Annotated in this window: 16 protein-coding genes, 1 tRNA gene and 1 pseudogene; 8 read left to right on the top strand and 10 right to left on the bottom strand. The window is 65.7% G+C overall.

What is annotated here, in order from left to right; genetic code table 11:
• Positions 1 to 33: 33 nt before the first annotated feature.
• Complete coding sequence (locus HB724_RS05045; protein WP_213979818.1) at positions 34 to 696, bottom strand: glutathione S-transferase family protein; 663 nt, start codon at positions 694 to 696, stop codon at positions 34 to 36.
• A 120-nt stretch (positions 697 to 816) separates the two neighbouring features.
• On the opposite strand from HB724_RS05045, the gene HB724_RS05050 reads away from it, so the two are divergent.
• Positions 817 to 2,760, top strand: a complete 1,944-nt coding sequence (locus tag HB724_RS05050) for a S9 family peptidase (RefSeq protein WP_213979819.1) — start codon at positions 817 to 819, stop codon at positions 2,758 to 2,760.
• Position 2,761: 1 nt separating this feature from the next.
• On the opposite strand, the gene HB724_RS05055 is transcribed toward HB724_RS05050, so the two are convergent.
• The 8 genes and pseudogenes from HB724_RS05055 to HB724_RS05090 form a co-directional block, all read right to left on the bottom strand.
• A complete protein-coding gene (locus tag HB724_RS05055) occupies positions 2,762 to 3,094 on the bottom strand; it encodes a gamma-glutamylcyclotransferase family protein (RefSeq protein ID WP_213979820.1) in 333 nt (110 codons plus the stop codon).
• The gene (locus HB724_RS05060; protein WP_213979821.1) at positions 3,091 to 4,236 is read right to left on the bottom strand and encodes a heparan-alpha-glucosaminide N-acetyltransferase domain-containing protein; all 1,146 of its coding nucleotides are present in this window, start codon (positions 4,234 to 4,236) and stop codon (positions 3,091 to 3,093) included. Before HB724_RS05060 ends, HB724_RS05055 begins: the two co-directional genes overlap by 4 nt.
• Positions 4,237 to 4,455: 219 nt before the next feature.
• The gene (yihA, locus tag HB724_RS05065) at positions 4,456 to 5,094 is read right to left on the bottom strand and encodes a ribosome biogenesis GTP-binding protein YihA/YsxC (RefSeq protein WP_346344667.1); all 639 of its coding nucleotides are present in this window, start codon (positions 5,092 to 5,094) and stop codon (positions 4,456 to 4,458) included.
• A complete protein-coding gene (yidC, locus tag HB724_RS05070; protein WP_346344668.1) occupies positions 5,091 to 6,812 on the bottom strand; it encodes a membrane protein insertase YidC in 1,722 nt (573 codons plus the stop codon). Before yidC ends, yihA begins: the two co-directional genes overlap by 4 nt.
• 22 nt (positions 6,813 to 6,834) lie before the next feature.
• Positions 6,835 to 7,047: a membrane protein insertion efficiency factor YidD gene (gene yidD, locus HB724_RS05075; protein ID WP_213979824.1), complete on the bottom strand. Its 213-nt coding sequence runs from the start codon at positions 7,045 to 7,047 to the stop codon at positions 6,835 to 6,837.
• 28 nt (positions 7,048 to 7,075) lie between these two features.
• A pseudogene (rnpA, locus tag HB724_RS05080) lies at positions 7,076 to 7,384 on the bottom strand (ribonuclease P protein component); the annotation flags it as partial.
• 29 nt (positions 7,385 to 7,413) lie between these two features.
• Complete coding sequence (gene rpmH, locus HB724_RS05085) at positions 7,414 to 7,548, bottom strand: 50S ribosomal protein L34 (RefSeq protein ID WP_213979878.1); 135 nt, start codon at positions 7,546 to 7,548, stop codon at positions 7,414 to 7,416.
• An 87-nt stretch (positions 7,549 to 7,635) separates the two neighbouring features.
• The gene (locus HB724_RS05090; protein ID WP_213979825.1) at positions 7,636 to 7,965 is read right to left on the bottom strand and encodes a PGPGW domain-containing protein; all 330 of its coding nucleotides are present in this window, start codon (positions 7,963 to 7,965) and stop codon (positions 7,636 to 7,638) included.
• A 134-nt stretch (positions 7,966 to 8,099) separates the two neighbouring features.
• Between HB724_RS05090 and HB724_RS05095 the strand changes: the two genes are divergently transcribed.
• From HB724_RS05095 to HB724_RS05120, 6 genes are all read left to right on the top strand, one after another.
• On the top strand, positions 8,100 to 9,608 hold the full coding sequence (locus HB724_RS05095) for a YifB family Mg chelatase-like AAA ATPase (protein ID WP_213979826.1): 1,509 nt from the start codon (positions 8,100 to 8,102) through the stop codon (positions 9,606 to 9,608).
• Positions 9,609 to 9,711: 103 nt separating this feature from the next.
• Positions 9,712 to 10,143 (top strand): DUF805 domain-containing protein, encoded by a 432-nt coding sequence (locus tag HB724_RS05100; protein WP_346344669.1) that lies wholly within the window; start codon positions 9,712 to 9,714, stop codon positions 10,141 to 10,143.
• A gap of 52 nt (positions 10,144 to 10,195) precedes the next feature.
• Positions 10,196 to 10,280, top strand: a tRNA-Leu gene (locus HB724_RS05105).
• Between the two features lie 504 nt (positions 10,281 to 10,784).
• The gene (locus HB724_RS05110) at positions 10,785 to 13,532 is read left to right on the top strand and encodes a TonB-dependent receptor (protein ID WP_213979828.1); all 2,748 of its coding nucleotides are present in this window, start codon (positions 10,785 to 10,787) and stop codon (positions 13,530 to 13,532) included.
• An 18-nt stretch (positions 13,533 to 13,550) separates the two neighbouring features.
• Positions 13,551 to 15,074, top strand: a complete 1,524-nt coding sequence (locus HB724_RS05115) for a carboxylesterase family protein (RefSeq protein WP_213979829.1) — start codon at positions 13,551 to 13,553, stop codon at positions 15,072 to 15,074.
• A 52-nt stretch (positions 15,075 to 15,126) separates the two neighbouring features.
• The gene (locus tag HB724_RS05120; RefSeq protein ID WP_213979830.1) at positions 15,127 to 17,127 is read left to right on the top strand and encodes a right-handed parallel beta-helix repeat-containing protein; all 2,001 of its coding nucleotides are present in this window, start codon (positions 15,127 to 15,129) and stop codon (positions 17,125 to 17,127) included.
• 31 nt (positions 17,128 to 17,158) lie between these two features.
• Here HB724_RS05120 and HB724_RS05125 read toward each other — a convergent pair whose 3' ends face one another.
• Positions 17,159 to 18,304: an enolase C-terminal domain-like protein gene (locus tag HB724_RS05125; protein WP_213979831.1), complete on the bottom strand. Its 1,146-nt coding sequence runs from the start codon at positions 18,302 to 18,304 to the stop codon at positions 17,159 to 17,161.
• A gap of 90 nt (positions 18,305 to 18,394) precedes the next feature.
• On the opposite strand from HB724_RS05125, the gene HB724_RS05130 reads away from it, so the two are divergent.
• Positions 18,395 to 20,035 (top strand): glycosyl hydrolase family 28-related protein, encoded by a 1,641-nt coding sequence (locus tag HB724_RS05130; protein WP_256731333.1) that lies wholly within the window; start codon positions 18,395 to 18,397, stop codon positions 20,033 to 20,035.
• The last annotated feature ends 25 nt before the right edge of the window (positions 20,036 to 20,060 follow it).

Consider the following 20,060-nt stretch of genomic DNA (forward strand, 5'->3'; position numbering starts at 1 on the left):
GCCGGCCCCACGGATTTCCGCGGGTTTCCCCGATCAGGCCGGCGCCATCTCGAACTGCTCGATCACCCAATCCTCCTCCTGCGCGCCGGCGATCCAGTCCTGGAGGAAGGGGTGCTGGAGCACCGCCAGCATATAGGCCTGGGCGAAGCGGGGCACGGGCAGCGAATAGGTGACGATCCGCGTCACCACCGGCGCGAACATGATGTCGACCGCGCCGAACGCGCCGAACAGGAACTCGCCTTCGCCGCCGAAGCGCGCGCGGGCCTGTGCCCATAGCTCCATGATCCGCGACAGATCCTGGAGCACGTCGGCATCGGGGGTCTTGGGCGGATAGACCTGGCGGATGTTCATGCTGTGCTTGCGGCGCAGCGCCGCGAAGCTCGAATGCATCTCCGCCGCCATCGATCGCGCCATGGCGCGGGCGGCATCGTCCTTGGGCCAGAAGCGGGTGTTGCCGGTCTTGTCGTTCAGATATTCGACGATCGCCAGGCTGTCCCACACCACTGCCTCGCCGTCCCACAGGATCGGCACCTTGCCCGAGGACGGGGCGAACTCGTCGCCTTCGCGGCGCCTGTCCCAATCCTGGTCGTAGAGCGGGACGACCGCTTCCTCGAAGGGAAGGCCGGATTGCTTGCAGGCCAGCCAGCCGCGCAGCGACCAGGACGAATAGGCCTTGTTGCCGATGATGAGCTTCATGGGGGTGGGGATAGCCATGCAGGCCCGAAGGGGCAACCGAACAGGCGCTTGCGGCGCAGATCGAAACGCGACAGAATCGAGCATCGGGGCTCAAGTCATTGCGAATCCCTGGGGGGAAGAATGAAGTATTGGGGAATCGGCCTGCGCGTCGCGGGCGTGATCGCTGCCGTGCTTTCCATGGGTGCGCAGGCACAGCAGGAAGTGCCGGCGAAGAAGACGGTGCCTGCGCCGCTCGATACGGCGGTGTTCGCCGAAGTGCCCGCGGTCGAATCCCCCCAATTGTCGCCCGACGGCAAGCTGCTCGCTGCCAAGATCGCCGTTGGCGGCACGCAATATTTCGCCGTGATCCCGCTCGACGGATCGAAGCCGATCGTGATCGGCCTCAACGAGATGGACCTGAACTGGTGGGAATGGGTGAATGACGAATGGCTGGTGGTCGGGGTCGGCCAGCTTACCCCGGTCGAGGGCGACAAATGGTATGTGTCCCGTGCGGTGAGCGTGAGCGCCAGGGACGGCCATTTCGTGAACATCACCAATCGCGATGCCGGGCAGGATGCCGACGACCTGATCTGGACCGCGAACGACGGTTCGCCGCGCGTGCTGATGGCATCGCAGACGTCGATCTATTCGAACGAACCGGGCTTCTGGCCGCAGGTCGAGGAAGTCAACATCGCGACCGGCAAGCGGAAATTGGTGATGACCGGCCGGGAGGGCGTGTTCAGCTGGTATGCCGATGCGCAGGGCATCGTGCGGATGGGCGTGGGCGGAACGCTCGACGGGCGCACGCGGCGCGTCGTCTATCGCGAGGATGCGCGATCGAGCTTCCATGTCATCGATCGCGCCAAGGGCTTTCGGGAGGGGCTGACCGTGCCTGCCCTGTTCCTGAACGAGCCGAACAAGGCGCTGGTGGTCTCCGACGACGAGCAGGGCTATTCGGCGCTGTACGAGCTCGATCTCGCCACCATGACGCGCGGCAAGCAGCTTTTCGCCAGCAAGGGCCATGACATCGGCGGCCTGGTCTCCGACGGCACCGGCGCCGGCTATCTGGGCGTGCGCGTCGACGAGGACAGGCCGGCGATCCGCTGGACCGATCCGGCGATGGAGGCGATGCAGAAGGCCGTCGCCGCCACGATCAAGGGCGGCGACGCGCGTATCGTCTCGCTGAACAAGGACCGTTCGGTCGCCGTGGTCCATGCCGGCGGGCCGAGCGCACCCGGCGCCTATTTCCTCTATCGCCAGGCCGATGGCTCGATGACGCGGCTGAGCACCGGCAACAGCACGATCGGCCTCAAGCTGATGCACCCGGTGCGCACGATCCGCTACAAGGCACGCGACGGGCTGGAGATTTCCGCGGTGGTGACGATGCCGAAGGGCAAGTCGGGCAGGCTGCCGCTGATCGTGATGCCGCATGGCGGCCCCTTCGCCCGCGATACCGAGGAATGGGACTGGTGGACCCAGTTCCTCGCCGATCGCGGCTATGCGGTGGTGCAGCCCAATTATCGCGGCTCCTCGGGCTATGGCACGGCGTTCACCGCCCGGGGCGAGGGGCAATGGGGCCTGGCGATGCAGGACGACCTGAACGACGCCGTGACCGCGCTTTCCGACCTGGGCCTGATCGACCCCAGGCGGGTATGTATGGTCGGCGCCTCCTATGGCGGCTATGCCGCGCTCCGGGCGGCGCAGCGCGACGGCAAGCTCTATCGCTGCGCGGTCTCCTTTGCCGGCGTGTCCGATCTCAACCGCATGATCCGCTATGACAGCAGCTTCCTGGGATCGCAGGGCCGCAAGGATTGGCTGCGGGCGCAGGCGCCGGACTTCCGCCAGATCTCGCCGCTCTATCATGCCGAGGATTTCTCGATCCCCGTGCTGCTCGTTCACGGCAAGAAGGACCGGGTCGTGCCGCTCAACCAGTCGCGGGTGATGGTCGACCGGCTGAAGGACGCGGGCAAGGATGTGACCTATATCGAGCAGCCCGAGGCCGACCATCATTTCTCGCGCGGCGCCGACCGGCTGGAGTTCCTGAAGGCGCTGGAGGCGTTCCTGGCGAAGCACAATCCGGCCTGAGCTACGCCTTCACATAGACCCAGGCGCGCTTGCCCGAGGCGAGGGGGGCTTCGATGCGGCGGTAATTCTCGCTCTCGTAGATGTCGGCGGCGGCCAGCTCCTGCGGAGTCAGGTGGAAGACCTTGCCGGGGATCGGCGCGCCCGCGCCGGGCACCAGCGCGAGATGTGTCTCGATCCCGCTGGCATCGAGCACGGCTGGATCGCGGATCTGGATCTCGATCGCCTCGAAGCCGTGGAGCGCATCGTCCTCGCCTTCGAGCAGCCGCCCGAACGAGGAGAGCTGGACGCTCTCAAGCTGGAGCGTGCCGTAGGAGAAGAGCAGTTCGGTCGTCATAGGCGCAGATGGATGCCGCGCCGGTGGAGGGGAAGCAAGGCGGTGATAATGATTAGCAATACGATCGCCGCATAGACGAAGGAGGCGAGCCAGGGGTTGAGGATCACCTGCAGGAGATGCGCGAAGCACCAGCCCTGGAGCGTGTCCCGCCCGACGAACAGCTTGAACCCGGCGATGCCGATCAGCAGTGACAGGACATAGCCCAGGATCGCATTCATCCCCAGCACATGGAGCGGGTAGAGCGGCTTGCGGAGCGCCGGCCTCCGTGCGGCGATCGTCGCCAGCGCGAGCAGCATCGCCGAGAGGCCGGAGGTGAACAGCGCGAAGCTGCTGGTCCATAGCTTCTTGTTGAGCGGGAAGACCGGATGGAGCGCGAGGCCGAGCAGCGCCAGCGCGGCTCCAGCCAGCGCGATCCGCGCCGTCGCGCGCTCGGGCGCCGCTTTCCAGATTGCTGCGGCCAGCATCCCGAACAGCACATTGGCGAGGGCAGGGATCGTCGAAAGCAGTCCCTCGGGATCATAGACGACATTGCCCGCCGCATCGGTGCCGCCGCGCCACATATGCGCGGTGGTCAGCAGGGCGCGATCGACATAGCCGGCCAGATTGCCCTCAGGGCTGAGCTGTCCCGCGCCGAAGCCGGGGACAGGAACCAAGGTCATCAGCCCCCAATAGAGCAGCAGCGCACCGACCGCGGTGCTCAGGATCGCCGGTACGTTCAGATGCGAACGATTAGCAGTATCCCGCTTTGCGGTCAGGATGGCGAGGCTTGCGGCGAGCGCATAGCAGAGCCCGATCCGCTCCAGCACGCCGAGCACCCGGAAGTTGGCGATGTCGGGACGGACAAGGAACTGGAACGCCCAGCCGATCGCGATCAGCGCCAGTGTCCGCCGCGCGATCCGGAGCCAGATCGCGGCATCGATCCGCTTGGGGAAGGAAAGCCCGAGCGCCACGCCGACTGTGAACAGGAAAGCAGGAAAGACGAGGTCGGTCGGGGTGAAGCCGTGCCACTCGGCATGATCGAGCGGCCACCAAACATAGTCCCAGCTCCCCGGCGTGTTGACGACGATCATCCCCGCGACCGCGAGCCCACGGAAGATGTCGAGCCCGGCGAAGCGCGGGGTGGTGCTGTTTCCGTCGGCCATTGGTCCTCCCTTGCGCGAGCATGGAGCGGTCCGGGCGGGAGGGCAATCGCTTGGATATCGAGAGGCAGCGCACGCACCAGCTTCGTCACCCCGGCCGCAGTTGCCCCCGGGGTCCACCGGGATGCTGGGAGAGCCGCTGGAGGCGTGAGGGGGGGCTCTGGAGGATAAGTGGACCCCGGCACTGCGGCCGGGGTGACGGACAGAGGAGAACCGGCGATCCTAGCCGATCGATTCCAGCACGGCGGCGCGGAGTTCGGGGATGCCCATGCCCTTCTCGCTCGACGTGACGAGGATGTCGGGATGCGCGGCGGGCCGCTTGCGCGCCTCTTCGGCGGTCTGCAGCGTGATTTCGGCAAGCACGCTCGCCTTGATCTTGTCGGCCTTGGTCAGGACGATGCGATAGCTCACTGCCGCCGCGTCGAGCATGTCGAGGATCTCGCGATCGACATCCTTGATGCCATGGCGCGAATCGATCAGCACCAGCGCGCGCTTCAGCGCCTGCCGTCCGCGCAGGAAGTCGTTCACCAGATAGCGCCACTTGCGGACCATGTCCTTGGGCGCCTTGGCGAAGCCGTAGCCGGGCATGTCGACCAGCCGGAATTTGAGCGGTTCGCCCACGTCGAAGAAGTTGAGCTCCTGCGTCCGCCCCGGCGTCACCGAGGTACGCGCCAGGCTGTTGCGCCCGGTGAGCGCGTTGAGCAGCGACGACTTGCCGACGTTCGAACGGCCGGCGAACGCCACCTCGGGCACATCGGGATCGGGCAGATGCTCGAGTGCGGGCGCCGATTTCAGGAAGGCGACGGGGCCGGCGAAGATCTTCCGCGCGGCCTCGATCGCTTCGGGTTCGAAAGCGGTCACTTTGCCGCCACTTCCTTCTTCTTCACCGGCTCCTTGAGCTGCGGGTGCCGCGAATAGAGCCATTGCTGCTGGAGCACGGTGATGACGTTGGAAGTGATCCAGTAGACCTGCAGGCCTACCGCGAACGGCGCCATCAGGAACATCATCATCCATGGCATGATCGCGAAGATCTGCTTCTGCATCTCGTCCATCGGCGCCGGATTGAACTTCATCTGGAAGTACATCGAGATGCCGAGCAGCACCGGCACCACGCCGATCGCCAGGAACGAGGGCGGGGTGAAGTGGAGATAGCCGAACAGATTGACGATCGTCGCGGGATCGGGCGCCGACAGATCCTTGATCCAGCCGATGAACGGCTGGTGCCGCATCTCGATCGTCAGCAGCAGCACCTTGTAGAGCGCGAACATGATCGGGATCTGGAGCAGGATCGGCAGGCAGCCCGCGAGCGGGTTCACCTTCTCTTCCTTGTAGAGCTTCATGATCTCCTGCTGCTGGCGCTGCTTGTCCTCCTTGTAGCGCTCCTGCAGCGCCTTCATCTTCGGCTGGAGCGTACGCATCCGGGCCATCGATTCGAATTGCTTGTGCGCGATCGGGAAGAGCAGGCCGCGGATCGTGATCGTCAGCAGGATGATCGCGACGCCGAAATTGCCGACCATGCGGAACAGCCAGTCGAGATAGTAGAAGATCGGCTGCTCGATCATGCCGAACCAGCCCCAGTCGATCGCGCGGTCGAACTGCACGATGCCGAGCTTGTCCTGATATTCGTCGAGCTGCTTCACTTCCTTCGCGCCGGCGAAGAAGCGGCTGGAATAGGTGACCTTCTTGCCCGGCGCGAGATCGAGCGGCTGGGCGAGGCGATAATCGGCCTGATAGGCCTGGGCGGTGGTGCCGCGCTGCTGGAGCTGGACGGGCACGCGCTGATCGGGGACGAGCGCGGTCAGCCAGTAATGGTCGGTATAGCCGACCCAGCCGCCGGTCGTGGCGAACTGCTTGGGCTCCGCCTCGGTGTCCTTCCAGTTGATATAGTCGGCGGCGCCATTGTAGACCGCGATCGGGCCGACATGGGCGGCCCATTGATCGACGTCGAGCGAGCGCGCGGAACGCGATACCAGCGCATAGGGCGTCACCGAAACCGGCGCGCTGCCGACATTCGCCACGGTCTGCTTGATGCTGAACATATAGTCCGGATCGACCGACAGCTCGATGCGGAAGACCTGGCCGGTGGCATTGGTCGCGGTGAGCGTCACCGGCGTCGTCGGGGTGAGCTTCTGCGCGCTCGCCTGCCACACCGTGTCCGGCCCCGGCGCCTGGATGCCCGAAGCCTGCCAGCCGAACTGCGCATAATAGGAGCCCGCCGCGCCGCTGGGCGAGAGCAGGCGGATCGGCGGCGAATTCTTGCCGACCGTCTCGTCATATTTGACGAGCACCAGGTCGTCGATCCGCGCACCCTTCAGGTTGATCGTGCCCTTGAGCTTGGGCGTGTCGATCTGGACGCGCGGCGTTTCGGCCAGCACGGCCTTGCGATCGCGCAGCGCGCCTGCCGAATCGGCACCAGGATCGGCCGTCGGATTGGGCAGGGGGACGGACTTGCCGTTCACCACCTTGGTCGGCGCCGGCTGCTGCTGGGGGAAGACCCAGTGCATGATCGTCGGCCAGCCGAACAGGATGAGCGCGGCAAACAGCGCGAAGATCACGAAATTCTTTTGGTCGTCTTTCACCGAATATTCCCCGGAAGATCCATCATGGCACGGGATCGTAGCCGTGCCCGCCCCATGGATGGCAGCGCGCGATTCGCTTGACGGCGAGCCAGCCGCCCTTGGCCGCCCCATAGCGGCGAAGCGCCTCGATTGCATAGGCCGAACAGCTCGGGCTGTAGCGGCAGCTTGGCGGCAGGATGACCGACGGGCCGAGTTGCCAGCCGCGCGCGATCAGGATGAGCAGGCGGGCGATCATTGCGTCACACCCTTGTCGGAGGTTCCGCTCATCGCTTCACCTTGGCCAGCGCCTTGGCGAGCTCTGCCTTCAGATCGGAAAAGTCGCGCTCGATCCCGCCGTTCCGGCCGATCAGCACATGGTCCGCGCCGGGCAGGCCGGCGGTGGGCAGCACTTCGCGCGCAAGGACACGGAAGCGGCGCTTCATGCGATTGCGGACGACGGCGTTGCCGACTTTCCTGGAAACGGTGATGCCGATTCGCATGGTCGCGTCGGCATCCTCGCGATCGCGAACGAGCAGGACGAAGCCGGGCATGGGTGCCCGCTTCCCCGCGTTCGCGGCGAGATAGTGCTTGCGCTCGGTAAGCCGAACGAGGCTGACGGGCTTTAGGCCGACAGCTTGTTGCGGCCGCGGGCGCGGCGGGCGCGGATCACCTTGCGGCCGCCCGGGGTCGCCATCCGCGTGCGGAAGCCGTGCCGGCGCGCACGCACCAGATTGCTCGGCTGAAAAGTCCGCTTCATCGCTCATCCTCGAGTATCTAGAACGTAAAATGGCCACCACTAGGGCGGCCGTGTGTGGGGTGCCCATACGGACGTCCGCCGCGGAAGTCAACGCGGGTCCAGCGGAAAACCGGGCGCGGCGGCCTCGGCCCTGGCGATTTCCGCCTCCTTGGCACGTTGCCGGCGCCGGCGGAAGCTGCGGCGGCGCAGCGCCATGTCCGCATAATGGCCGAATCGGGGGAAGCGGCGCTTCAGCCGCACGAAGCGTCCGCGCGCCCATTGCGAGTTCTGGAGCACCAGCACCAAGCCTGCGGCGAACACGAGGATGCCGCCCGGCCCCGGAAGGATGCCCACCACCGGCGACGCCGCCATCACCAGCAGTCCGGTCACGAGCAATATCGTGCGGACGAACGGGCTGCGGAGGCGGGCACGTGACATAGCTGGAATGTGGGTGGCGTGTGTTGGTCCTGCAAGACAGGGATGCGGGACAGGGCGGGTGCCTCCATTACGGCTGCGATCCATTCCACAATGGAGAAAAGCGGTTATGGTCGGGCCTTCAGGGGGAGGCGGATTTGGTCGCGAGCGTATCGACGGTTGCGTATCTGGGGCTCGAGGCGCGCGCGGTGGAGGTGCAGTGCAATCTCGTCGCCGGCCTGCCGAAATTCGTGGTGGTGGGTCTGCCCGACAAGGCGGTGGGAGAGAGCCGCGAGCGCGTCCGTGCAGCCATGTCGGCGATCGGCCTGGCGCTGCCGCCCAAGCATATCGTCCTCAACCTGTCGCCCGCCGACCTTCCCAAGGAAGGATCGCATTTCGACCTGCCGATCGCGCTGGCGCTGCTGGGGGCGATGGGCGTCGTCGATGCCGAGACGCTGGCGGGCTATGTGGTGGTGGGCGAACTGGCGCTCGACGGCCGGATCGCGCCGTCGCCGGGGGTGCTTCTGGCGGCGCTCCATGCGGGCGAGATCGGCAAGGGACTGGTCTGCCCCGTGGAGCAGGGGGCGGAGGCAGCCTGGGCAGGGCAGGCCGAGGTGGTCGCCGCGCCCGACCTGATTGCGCTGCTCAACCATTTCAAGGGCAACCAGTTGCTCGCCGCCCCGCCGCCGGGAGAAGCCGATGCGCCCGGCATCGGACCCGATCTCGCCCAGGTGAAGGGCCAGGAGACCGCCAAGCGCGCGTTGGAGATCGCCGCGGCGGGCGGGCACAACATGCTGATGGTCGGGCCGCCCGGCGCGGGCAAGTCGCTGCTCGCCTCGTGCCTGCCCGGCATATTGCCGCCGCTCGACGCCGCCGAGGCGCTGGAGGTCTCGATGGTCGCCTCGGTCGCGGGCACGCTGGCCGGCGGGCGCCTCACGCGGACGCGGCCCTTTCGCACGCCGCATCATTCCGCCTCGATGGCGGCGCTCACCGGCGGAGGGCTCAAGGTGAAGCCGGGTGAGGTGAGCCTGGCGCATCTGGGTGTGCTGTTCCTCGACGAGTTGCCCGAGTTCCAGCGCGCCGTGCTCGATTCGCTGCGCCAGCCGCTGGAGGCCGGCGTGGTCAGCGTCGCCCGCGCCAATGCCCATGTCACCTTCCCGGCGCGCGTCCAGCTCATCGCGGCGATGAACCCGTGCCGCTGCGGCCATCTCGGCGATCCCGCGCTCGCCTGCGCCCGTGCGCCGCGTTGCGCGGCGGACTATCAGGCCAAGGTATCGGGGCCGCTGCTCGATCGCATCGATCTGCATGTCGAGGTCCAGCCGGTCACCGCCGCCGATCTCGTCCTGCCGCCGCCCGCCGAGGGATCGGCCGAAGTCGCCGCGCGCGTGGCGATGGCGAGGGACGTGCAGACGGCGCGCTATCAGGGTGTGTCCGCGCGCACCAATGCCGAGGCCGAAGGCGACCTGCTCACCGCGCATTCGTCCCCGGACGAGCCCGGCCGCAAGCTCCTCGCCCAGGCGGCGGAGGCGATGCGCCTGTCCGCGCGGGGTTATACGCGGGTGCTTCGAGTCGCCCGCACGATCGCCGATCTCGCGGGCGTCGAAGGGGTGGGGCGCATTCATGTCGCCGAGGCGCTCAGCTATCGCCGCCAGCCGCCGAGAAATTGAAGCGCGGAGCGCATCGCGGAAAGACGATTGCGCGCGCTCCGCTTTCGTGTTGGTCTTCGTCCGGTAGACAAGCGAATGTGAAGGGGGATGCGAAATGGATTGGATGCTGTTGCCGCTCCGGCGCTACGCCGACTTCCAGGGGCGTTCGCGCCGCATGGAATATTGGATGTTCACCCTGCTTATTATCCTGGCGTCGATCGTCTGGGGGATCGTGTTCGCGATTCTGGGTGGGTTTTCCGGTTTTAGCGAATATGGCGGGTCGTCCCTTTTCTCGGGCATCGCCGGGCTATGGGCGGTGGTCGGCGGCCTTGCCTATCTGGCGATCCTGATCCCCGGCATCGCGGTGCAGGTGCGTCGCTTCCACGATCGCGACATGTCCGGCTGGTTCGTGCTGCTCAACTTCATTCCCTATGTCGGCGGCCTGATCGTAATCGTGTTCATGTTGCTGGAGGGCACGCGCGGACCGAACCGATTCGGCCCGGACCCCAAGGATCCGCTGGCCAATGCCGAGGCGCTGGCCAGGGATTTCTCCTGATCCGAGGGTGCTTGCGGGGGGCGGGCGCTTCGTATAGCCACGCCCCTTCGCTGCCCCTGTGGCGAAATTGGTAGACGCGACCGACTCAAAATCGGTTGCCGCAAGGCATGCTGGTTCGAGTCCGGCCAGGGGCACCATTTCCGATCGAAACCGGGTGCTTCGGGCGTGCCGTGGGTTGCCGGAAGCTCTTCGCCGCTTCAACGCTACGACCCGATACTGCAGAGGTCGGCCTCGCAAATATCTAGTTCGTTTCGATCTCAATCGGATAGCGATCAATGCCGTATGGCGTTTGCTATACGCTCTTCCTCAAAAGTCGGCCCTTTGGTTCTGGCTAGTTTCGTCTAGCCCGCCAAGCCACGCCCTCAACTTGTCGGTCAATTGTATCAACAATAGGCGCTTGTCGGTCTGACGCAGACAATTGGCTTCCGCCACGATCCTTCAGGCGGGGAGCGCCATATCTCCACATTATCAGCCCGTCCGCACATCGGGCGGAATTACCTCCATATATTCAGTCAATTATCCTGACATCTCGTCCTCAAGCTGTCTGATAGATCAATAACGTTGACTCGAAATTTCAAAATGCGTTACAGATATATCAGATTGAAGCCGGGAATAACCGGTTCAGCGAGAGGGAGTGGATCATGGGAAATTTCGGAAAACTGAGCACCAGCTGCGGCGTGATCGCTGTCGTGTTGATGGCAACTGCCGCGCATGCCCAAACCGACAGCGGCCGCGGCACGTCACCTGCGGATCCGGCGGGGCAGGAAACCACGCCCGGAGCCGAGGCTCCGGCCCAGGAGAGCGAGATCGTCGTTACCGGCATTCGCCGCAGCTTGCAGGATTCGATCGCCATCAAGCGCAATTCGGTGAACGTCGTCGATTCGATCGCGAGCGAGGATCTCGGCAAGCTGCCCGACCAGAATGTCGCAGAATCGCTGCAGCGTATTCCAGGCGTCGCGATCGATCGCAATCGCGGCGACGGCCAGTTCGTCTCCATCCGCGGCCTCGGGCCTGCCTTCAACACCGTGACGATCAACGGACGCACGATCGCGACCGAGAATGTCGGCCGCGAATTCAGCTTCGACGTCCTTCCGTCGGAACTGATCTCGGGCGCCGATGTCTACAAGAGCCCGACTGCGCAGATCAATGGCGCCAGCATCGGCGCCACGGTGAATATCCGCACGGTGCGTCCGCTTGACCTCAAGCCGTTCGTCATCGCCATGTCCGGCGGCGCCAATCGCGAGGTTCTCGCGGATAGCTGGGCGCCCAGTGCCTCGGGCCTGGTGAGCTGGCATAATGCTGCGGGCACGTTCGGCATCTCGCTGGTCGGATCCTATGACCGGCGCAAGATCCGCGTCGACGAGTTCGACGTCAGCGCCGGCTTCGTGAAGCGGGGCAATCTGCCGGGCGATTATTTCGCCGGCCGTTCCGGCCCGGACGTGGCGCCGTTCCATGATCTCGACCAGGCTTCGGGCTTCTTCCCGTCGTTCATCCTGTCCGACAAGGAGCGCATCGGCTTCGACGGAACGATCCAGTTCAAGCCGACCGAGAATCTGTCGATGTCGCTCGACACCTTCTATTCGAAGCTCAACCAGATGGACCAGACCATCGGTCTGTCGGTCAATTTCCCGGTCGGCACGCTGGTCGATCAGGTGGTCGAGAACAATACCGCCGTCTATCAGAAATACGTCAACAACACCGCCGACGAGATCATGACGCGCAGCCCCCGGCGCAGCGAGACGCTGCTCGTCGGCTACAACGCAGCGTGGAAGAGCGGCGATTTCGATCTCACCGGTGACGTCTCCTATTCACGCGCGACGCGCCGCGGCAAGGAGGACAACCAATATTCGACCATCCGCCGGACCGGGCTCGTGGTCGAATATGACCGGCGCACCGGCAGCCCGATCTTCGACTATAATTTCTACAGTCCCGATTATCCCAACGCCGCCACCGACGTCGATCATATCGGCGCACATTACGAGAATGACGGCGGCTCGGACTATACCGACCAGACCTTCGAGGCGAAGCTCGACGGGGTCTGGCATCCCGGCGGCGGAGTCACCGCCTATGTCGGCTTTGCCAAGGAGAACCGGAAGAAGACGGTCGACACCATCAAACAGTCGTCGGACTCGCAATGCGCCTTTTGCGGCGGAACGCTCTATTATCCGATGCCGTCCGACCTGTTCCATCCGACGGGGATGACCTTCTTCGAGAAGTATCAGGGCAACATCCTGCGCGACTGGATCCAATATGATCCGCGCCAACTGGTCGATGCGCTTCGCAACTATTCGGGGCCGACGCCGGCCGGCTTCGTCGGATATCAGGATCCCACCTTCAATCCCGCCGGCAGCTCGGTGGTGCGCGAGCATGTGAACCTCGGCTACCTCATGTTCAATATCGAGGGGATGCTGGGCAGCATGCCGGTGTCGGTGAATGCCGGCGTGCGGGTGGAGGATACGCATTTCACTTCGGACGGCGCCGCCCAGACGGTGATCAGCGCGCGGCCCAATGGGCTGGGGCAGAATACCATCGTGCTTTCGCCCGTGGTTCCGGTCGGTTTCGGCGGGCATTATACCGACATCCTGCCGTCGATGAACATCAAGCTCGACCTCACTTCGCATCTGGTGGGCCGCTTCGCCGCATCGCGGGTCGTGACGCGTCCGACGCTGTCCGATCTCTCGCCCGCACAGTCGATCTCCTCGAACCCGGGGCATGAGCAGATCATCCGCGGCAACCCGGATCTGCTGCCGTTCCGCGCCTCGCAGGTCGAGCTTGGGCTCGAATGGTATATCAACCGGCTCTCGATGCTTTCGGGCGCGGTGTTCTACAAGAACATCGACTCCTTCGTGTCGCCCGCGACGACGCCGCAGATCGTCGACCAGATCACCTTCCAGGTGACGCAGCCGACCAACGGCAAGGGCGCCACCGTCGAAGGCGTCGAACTCGGGTATCGCCAGGTCTTCGGCTTCCTGCCCGCGCCGCTGGACGGTCTCGGCTTCCAGGGCAGCTTTACCTATGTGAAGAGCAACGCGGACTACACCAACGCCGTGGCCGGCGTCAGCTACGGCCTCGTCGGGCTTTCGAAATTCTCGTACAGCGCGGTCGGCTTCTACGAGAAGGGGCCGATCCAGCTCCGGGCGGCCTATACCTGGCGCGACAAGTTCCTCCAGACCGCCACCGGCATGAACGGCGATCCGGTCTATTTCGCGTCCTATGGCCAGCTCGACGCGAGCGCCTCCTACGCCATCACCAAGGAGATCACGGTGGACCTGCAGGCGCTGAACCTCACCGACAGCAACGAGTTCACCTATTTCACCATTCCGAGCCGCACGTCATCGTACCGGACGGTAGGCCGGCGCTATCAGATCGGCGCACATGTCCGGTTCTGAGCAAGGGGGAGCGGGAATATGAAATGGTCTCTCGTCCCGGTACTGGCTCTTGCCCTCGGCGTGGGGGGAGCCTGGGCCGGTGCCCCGCGCGCTGCTTCCGAAGGTCCGGTGGTCGCTACCGCCGCCGGACCGGTGATCGGGATGACATTGGAGGATGGCAGCGTCGCCTTTCGCGGCATCCCCTATGCGAAGCCGCCGGTCGGCGAACTGCGCTGGCGTCCTCCGGTCGAGACCGATGCCTGGTCGGCGCCGCGCCCGGCGGTCGCCGAGCCGCCAGCCTGTCCGCAGTCCGTCTATGGCGGCTGGAACCGGCATGCGTCGGAGCATTCCTCGGAAGACTGCCTGTATCTCAGCGTCCGCACGCCGAACCTTCATCCGGCGCGCCGGCTGCCGGTGATGGTGTGGTTTCACGGCGGGGGCAACCGCGCGGGCAATGGTACCGAGGTGATTCTGGACAATAGCGGCTCGGGCGCGATCCGGCCCGCCGATCTGGTGGGCAAGGGCGTGGTGCTGGTGGGCTTCAACTATCGGCTCGCGGCACTGGGTTTCCTGTCGCATCCGGCGCTCACCCGCGAATCGCCGGATCACGCATCCGGCAATTACGCGCTGATGGACCAGCAGTCGGCGCTCGCCTGGGTAAAGAGGAACATCGCCCGCTTCGGCGGCGATCCCGGCAATGTGACGGTCTTCGGCCTTTCGGCCGGCGCCAAGGACATCAACCTGCTGCTGCTCTCGCCACGCTCGAAGGGGCTGTTCGCCAAGGCGATCGCGGAGAGCGGCCCGCCCGGCGGCGGCCTTGCGGAGCGGACGCTCGCCGAGAACGAGGCGGTGGGCAGGATCATCGCCGCCAAGGCGGGGGCCGCCCCGGATGCCGATGCGGCCGACCTGCGGCGGTTGCCGGTCTCGGCCCTGGTGGAGGCCGATCACGACATCGATGCGCCGGGGCTGAACGACGCCGACCATATCTGGGCCTCTACTGCCGACGGCGTGGTGCTGCCGGAGCGGCTTGAGGAACTGCTGCGGCGCGCCGCCAGTCCGGTGCCGCTCATCATCGGTACCAACGAGAACGAATATGTGACCGGCGACGTCAAGGCCGATCCGCAGGCCGTCATTGCCCGGCGCTTCGGCAAGGACGTGGCGAAGGCGCGTGCAGCCTATGGCGCGCTGCCGGCGGACAAGCTGCCGATTACGCTGGCGACTGACCTCTATTTCCGCTGCCCGTCGCTGACGGTTGCCAAGGCCCGCGCCGGGGCGGGGCGTCCCGTCTGGGTCTATAACTGGAACCACCCGAGCGCCGACGGCGCCACGGTGCGCCATACCTCGGAATCGGCCTATGTCTTCGATGCGAGCCTGCCCGGGAGCCCGCCGATCCAGGCCTATTGGCTGAACTTCGCGCGGACGGGGGATCCCAACGGCGCCGGCCTGCCGCGTTGGCCGCGCTACGATACCAAGGCGCGCGCCCATATCGAATTCGGAGTCGAGGGAACCAAGGCCCGTTCGAACCTCCATGGCGCGGCCTGCGACCTCGTGACCGCCTTCTGATCCGCCCGCCCGGCACCCGGGCAGACGGCGAATATCCATTCGGGAGACTGGCATGCTGAAAAGACTTTGGCCGTCGCTGTGGCCGGCATTGATGCTTCTGTCGCCGGCTGCGGCATATGCGCAGGAGGTTCGCCTTTATATATCCCCCGCCGGCGACGATCGCGCCAGCGGAGCGGCCGATGCGCCGTTCCGCAGCCTGGCGCAGGCCCAGGCCGCGGTGCGCCGCGCGAACGGCAAGGCGGACGTGACCGTGTTTCTGATGGACGGCGTCTATCGCCTGGACGCTCCACTGCGCTTCACCGCGCGCGACGGCGGGCAGAACGGGCATCGGGTGACATGGCGCGCGGCGCCCGGCGCCCATCCCGAGATTTCCGGCGGCGTTCCCGTCACCGGCTGGACGCTGTTCGACAAGCAGCGGAATATCTATGTCGCCGATGTCCCCAAGGGCCGGGATGCCCGCCAGCTCTGGGTCAACGGCGTGATGGCGGATCGCGCCGCAGTCGAGATCCCGATCCGCGACGTGGAATTCTCGGCAACCGGCTTCACCATAAAGGATCCGGACTTCGCCTGGCTGGGCAAGGTCAAGGATCCCGGCCGCCTGGAAATGGCGTTCACCAATCTGTTCACCGTCCGCTTTTCCCCGGTGGCGTCCGTCGACGGCCTCACCTTCACGATGCGGCAGCCGGCATGGGACAACAACACTTGGGGCTATGACACGCCGACCCGGCTGTCGCTGCCCGATCAGGCGCATATGTACATCGTCAACGGGCTCGAGCTGATGGGCCGGCGCCACGAATGGCACTTGAACCGCGACCAATGGTATATCGATCCGGCTGCCGGCAAACTCTATTACAAGCCCGATCCGGCGGACGACATCGCCAAGCTCGACATCGTCCTGCCGCGGGTCGAGGCGCTGGTCAGCATCTCCGGCACGGTCGACAAGCCGGTCGAGAATCTCAGCTTCTCCGGCCTCCGTTTCGCGCATACGAGCTGGATGGGCCCATCGGCCCCGACCGGCTATGCGGACCAGCAGAGCGGCGCCTATCTCAAGGAAGTGGCCGATAGCCGCCCGCCCGACGCCTATCGCACCTGCGGGCGCGGCTGTCCGGAGTTCGAGACGATGCGCATGCGCTGGAGCCAGATCCCGGCGGCGGTGCAGGTATCCGCCGCGCGCGGCATCGTGTTCGACCATGACGAGTTCACGCAGCTCGGGCAGATCGGCCTGGGCATCGGCACGGACGACAATGCCAATCTTTCCGGCACGGGTCTCGGCGCGCAGGACATCGTCGTCCGGCGCAATCGCTTCGCGGTGCTGGCGGGGGGAGCGATCCTGGCCGGCGGCGTGCGCGAGGCAGCGCACCATCCCAGGGATCCGCGCCTGGTCAACCGCAACATCCTGATCGAGAACAACATCGTGACGACGGTGAGCCAGGACTTCAAGGACAATGCCGCGATCCAGACGACCTTCATCGACGGGGCGCATATCCTGCACAACGAAGTCTCGGACGCGCCCTATGACGGCATCGCGGTCGGCTGGGGCTGGGGCTATTTCGACGCCGGGGGGAACCCCAATTATGCCAGGAACAATTACGGCTACCGCTCATGGCCGCGCTTCGAAACGCCCACGACGCTGCGCGATACGATCGTGGCCTATAATCGCATCCATGGGGTGAAGCAGCTCTTCTTCGACGGCGGCGCGATCTACAACCTGTCGGCCAATCCGGGCGCCGTGATCCACGACAATTACGTGTTCGACATCGGCGACCGCATGGGCCTCTATCTCGATGAGGGTTCCAAATTCGTCAGGGTGGAGAACAATGTCGTGGAGACCAACGGCAACTGGCTGTTCGCCAACACCTCGGGCGATAATTACGCGTTGGGGATGACCGCGCGCAACGTGGCGCGGGGCAATTGGCACAATTCGCTCAAGCATCGCGGCGCCTGGCTTCCGCAGCTCGGCAACCTGCTCCAGGACAATCACCACGTGCCCGACAAGGCCTGGCCCGAGCCTGCGCGTCAGGTCATCGCGCAGGCGGGGGTGCAGCCGGAATAGGGGGTATCGCAGGATCGGGCGCGCGGCATGTCTAGGATGCCGGCGCCTTCGACGTGGCGTTGAAAACGCGGTGCGACACGCAATTGTCGTCCACCACGTCCCAGTCGATGTCGATGCCCAGCCCCGGCCCTTCGGGGACATGGATATTGCCCTCGGCATCCATCAGGTCGCGCAGGCTCTGCTTCATCGGGAGCTGGAACGTGTCCTCGGGGACGAACAGCTCGAAATATTCCGAATTGCGCACCGCGCAGGCGACGTGGAGGTTGGCGACGTCCATCGGCCCCATGGTGGTGGTGTGCAGCTCGCAATTGATGCCGTGCGCCTCGGCCAGGTGGCAGACCTTCAGCGTGCCGGTGATGCCGCCCTTCCACGAGACGTCGGCGCGGACCATGTCGAGCGCGTCGGCCTTGATCGCCTGGGCGACGCCCCAGGGGCCGCCGCGCGTCGTCTCGGTGCCGACGATCGGGATGTCCACGGTGGCGGCGAGCTTGGCGTATTTGTCGAGCTCGTAATCGCGGAACGGCTCCTCGAACCAGTAATAGTTCAGCGCTTCGAGGTGACGGGCGACGCGGATCGCCTCGGGCAGCGTATATTCGGCGACCGGATCGGTCATCAGGATCATGTCGGGGCCCACCGCCTCGCGCACTGCGGCGTGGATCGCCATGTCCATGCTGCTCGGGCCGCAGGGATGAACCTTGTACGCCTTGAAGCCGAGCTCCTTGTAGTGCAGCGCCTCGCGGACGTAATCCTCGATCGCCGGGAGCCACAGACTGCTCGCATAGACCGGCTGGCTGGTGCGGTAGCTGCCGAGATAGCGGTGGAGCGGCAGGCCCGCGGTGCGCGCCGCCGCGTCCCACAGCGCCACGTCGATCGGGCCGGGCAGGAAGACCGGGAAGAAGGCGCCGTGCCGATCGATGTTCCAGAAATCGTGCCAGATCTTCTCGCGATCATGGATGCTGCGGCCCAGGATCACCGGCGCGATGACGTCGGACAGATAGGCGTCCGTGATCGCGCCCGAGCGTGCCGCCCAGAAAGTCGCGATGCCCTCGATCCCGTCCGAGGTGGTGATGCGGCCGACACCGTAGCTCCACGGCATCGGTGCCGCGCCTTCGCGGTCCTCGTCGAACAGCCCCTTGGGCCGGTTGCAGATCCAGGTCTCGAACTTCTCGACGCGCATGCGGCATCCTCGCTTCTTTGAACTTGTCTTACAGGATAGGGCGGCTACACCTTCCCGACAACATCAAACGACACGGGAAGGGGATAGACGATGACGGGCGCATCGCCATTGCTGCTGGCCAATGCGGAGTTCGGCCGCCGCGCATTCACGCTGGGAATGGGCGCGGCCTTCGCCATGGCGGCGATGCCGGTGCGGGCGGCAGGCGGGCTGCGGACCTTCCACGATGTGCGCGACTATGGCGCGAAGGGCGACGGCAGGGCGATCGACAGCGGCGCGATCAACAAGGCGATCGAGGCTGCGAGCAAGGCCGGCGGGGGGACGGTGGTGGTGCCGCCGGGCAATTACCTCTGCTTCTCGATCCGGCTGAAGGACGACATCACGCTGGTGCTCTCCTCGGGCTCGGTGCTGATCGCCGCCGATCCGGATACGCATGGCCTCCATTACGACCTGCCCGAGGGCGCGCAGGAAGAGCAGTTCAACGATTTCGGCGTGGTGCATCAGCATCCGGCGCTGATCTATGGCGACGGCGTCCGCAACGTCGCGATCATCGGCAAGGGGCTGATCCACGGGCTGGGGCTCGACCGCGAAGGGCCGGGACCGCGCTGGCACGGCGCGGCGGACTGGACGTCGCCCAAGTCGCAGGGATTGACGCCCGAACAGGCGCGGCTGCTCGACCCGAAGGAGCAGGCGCAGCAGGGGCGGGGGCACAAGTCGATTGGATTGAAGGGATGCCGCAACGTGCTGCTGCGCGACTTCTCGATCCTGCAGGGCGGGCATTTCTCGGTCTATGTACTGGGGTGCAGCAACGTCACGATCGATAATCTGACGGTCGACACCGATCGCGACGGCATCGACATCGATTGCTGCCGGAATGTCCGGGTGAGCAACTGCATCGTCAATGCGCCCAAGGACGACGCGATCGTGCTCAAGAGCAGCTGGGGCATGGATCGCCTGCTGTTCTGCGAGGACGTGACGGTGATCGGCTGCAAGACCAGCGGCTATCTGCTCGGCTCGGTGCTGGACGGCACCTATCAGAAGTCGCCCTATCTCTCGCCGGACAAGCTCGGCGTGCTTGGCCGGATCAAGCTCGGCACCGATTCGATCGGCGGCTTCCGCAACATCCTGGTCGCCGACTGCACCTGCGAGAACAGCCGGGGGCTCCAGCTCGGCGCGATCGACGGCGGCGTGCTGGAGGACGTGACCTTCGCCAACATCACGATGCGCAATCCGGTCAACCATCCGCTGTTCGTGCGCCTTTCCGCGCGGCAGCGCGCGCCGGAGGGGGCGCCGGTGGGGACGGTGCGGCGGGTGCGCTTCTCCGACATCAACGTGTCCGGCGCGGACGGGCGCTATCCGTGCGGCATCGTCGGCATCGCGGACAAGGCGATCGACGATGTGTCGCTGGAGGGCGTGCATGTCGCGTGCAGCGGCGGCGGGACCGCCGAGGACGCCGCGCGCGTGCCGCCCGAGCGGCGCAACTCCAGCCTGGAGCCGAGCTTCATGGGCACGCTGCCGGCGTTCGGCCTCTATGTCCGCCACGCGCGCAACATCGCGGCGAAGGACGTGACCTTCACCACCGAGAAGCCCGATGCGCGGCCGGCGATCCTGCTCGACGACGTTGCCGGCGCGCAGATCGATGGGTTGCGATCGAGCGCGGACAAGGCGGGCGCGGTGCGCGCGACGGCAAGCAGCGACGTGGCGATCGGGGCGGTGGCGAAGCTGGCGGGCTGAATCCTGTTTTCCCCTCCCTTGCAGG

The organism is Sphingomonas sp. dw_22 (genome assembly GCF_018449795.1).
In the GTDB taxonomy this organism is placed as follows: domain Bacteria; phylum Pseudomonadota; class Alphaproteobacteria; order Sphingomonadales; family Sphingomonadaceae; genus Sphingomonas.

What these genes read in the sequence shown, in the direction of transcription:
- HB724_RS05045 (WP_213979818.1), bottom strand. Translation starts at nt 696, where the DNA reads ATGAAGCTCATCATCGGCAACAAGGCCTATTCGTCCTGGTCGCTGCGC.
- HB724_RS05050 (WP_213979819.1), top strand. Translation starts at nt 817, where the DNA reads ATGAAGTATTGGGGAATCGGCCTGCGCGTCGCGGGCGTGATCGCTGCC.
- HB724_RS05055 (WP_213979820.1), bottom strand. Translation starts at nt 3,094, where the DNA reads ATGACGACCGAACTGCTCTTCTCCTACGGCACGCTCCAGCTTGAGAGC.
- HB724_RS05060 (WP_213979821.1), bottom strand. Translation starts at nt 4,236, where the DNA reads ATGGCCGACGGAAACAGCACCACCCCGCGCTTCGCCGGGCTCGACATC.
- yidD (WP_213979824.1), bottom strand. Translation starts at nt 7,047, where the DNA reads ATGATCGCCCGCCTGCTCATCCTGATCGCGCGCGGCTGGCAACTCGGC.
- rpmH (WP_213979878.1), bottom strand. Translation starts at nt 7,548, where the DNA reads ATGAAGCGGACTTTTCAGCCGAGCAATCTGGTGCGTGCGCGCCGGCAC.
- HB724_RS05090 (WP_213979825.1), bottom strand. Translation starts at nt 7,965, where the DNA reads ATGTCACGTGCCCGCCTCCGCAGCCCGTTCGTCCGCACGATATTGCTC.
- HB724_RS05100 (WP_346344669.1), top strand. Translation starts at nt 9,712, where the DNA reads ATGCTGTTGCCGCTCCGGCGCTACGCCGACTTCCAGGGGCGTTCGCGC.
- HB724_RS05110 (WP_213979828.1), top strand. Translation starts at nt 10,785, where the DNA reads ATGGGAAATTTCGGAAAACTGAGCACCAGCTGCGGCGTGATCGCTGTC.
- HB724_RS05115 (WP_213979829.1), top strand. Translation starts at nt 13,551, where the DNA reads ATGAAATGGTCTCTCGTCCCGGTACTGGCTCTTGCCCTCGGCGTGGGG.
- HB724_RS05120 (WP_213979830.1), top strand. Translation starts at nt 15,127, where the DNA reads ATGCTGAAAAGACTTTGGCCGTCGCTGTGGCCGGCATTGATGCTTCTG.
- HB724_RS05125 (WP_213979831.1), bottom strand. Translation starts at nt 18,304, where the DNA reads ATGCGCGTCGAGAAGTTCGAGACCTGGATCTGCAACCGGCCCAAGGGG.
- HB724_RS05130 (WP_256731333.1), top strand. Translation starts at nt 18,395, where the DNA reads ATGACGGGCGCATCGCCATTGCTGCTGGCCAATGCGGAGTTCGGCCGC.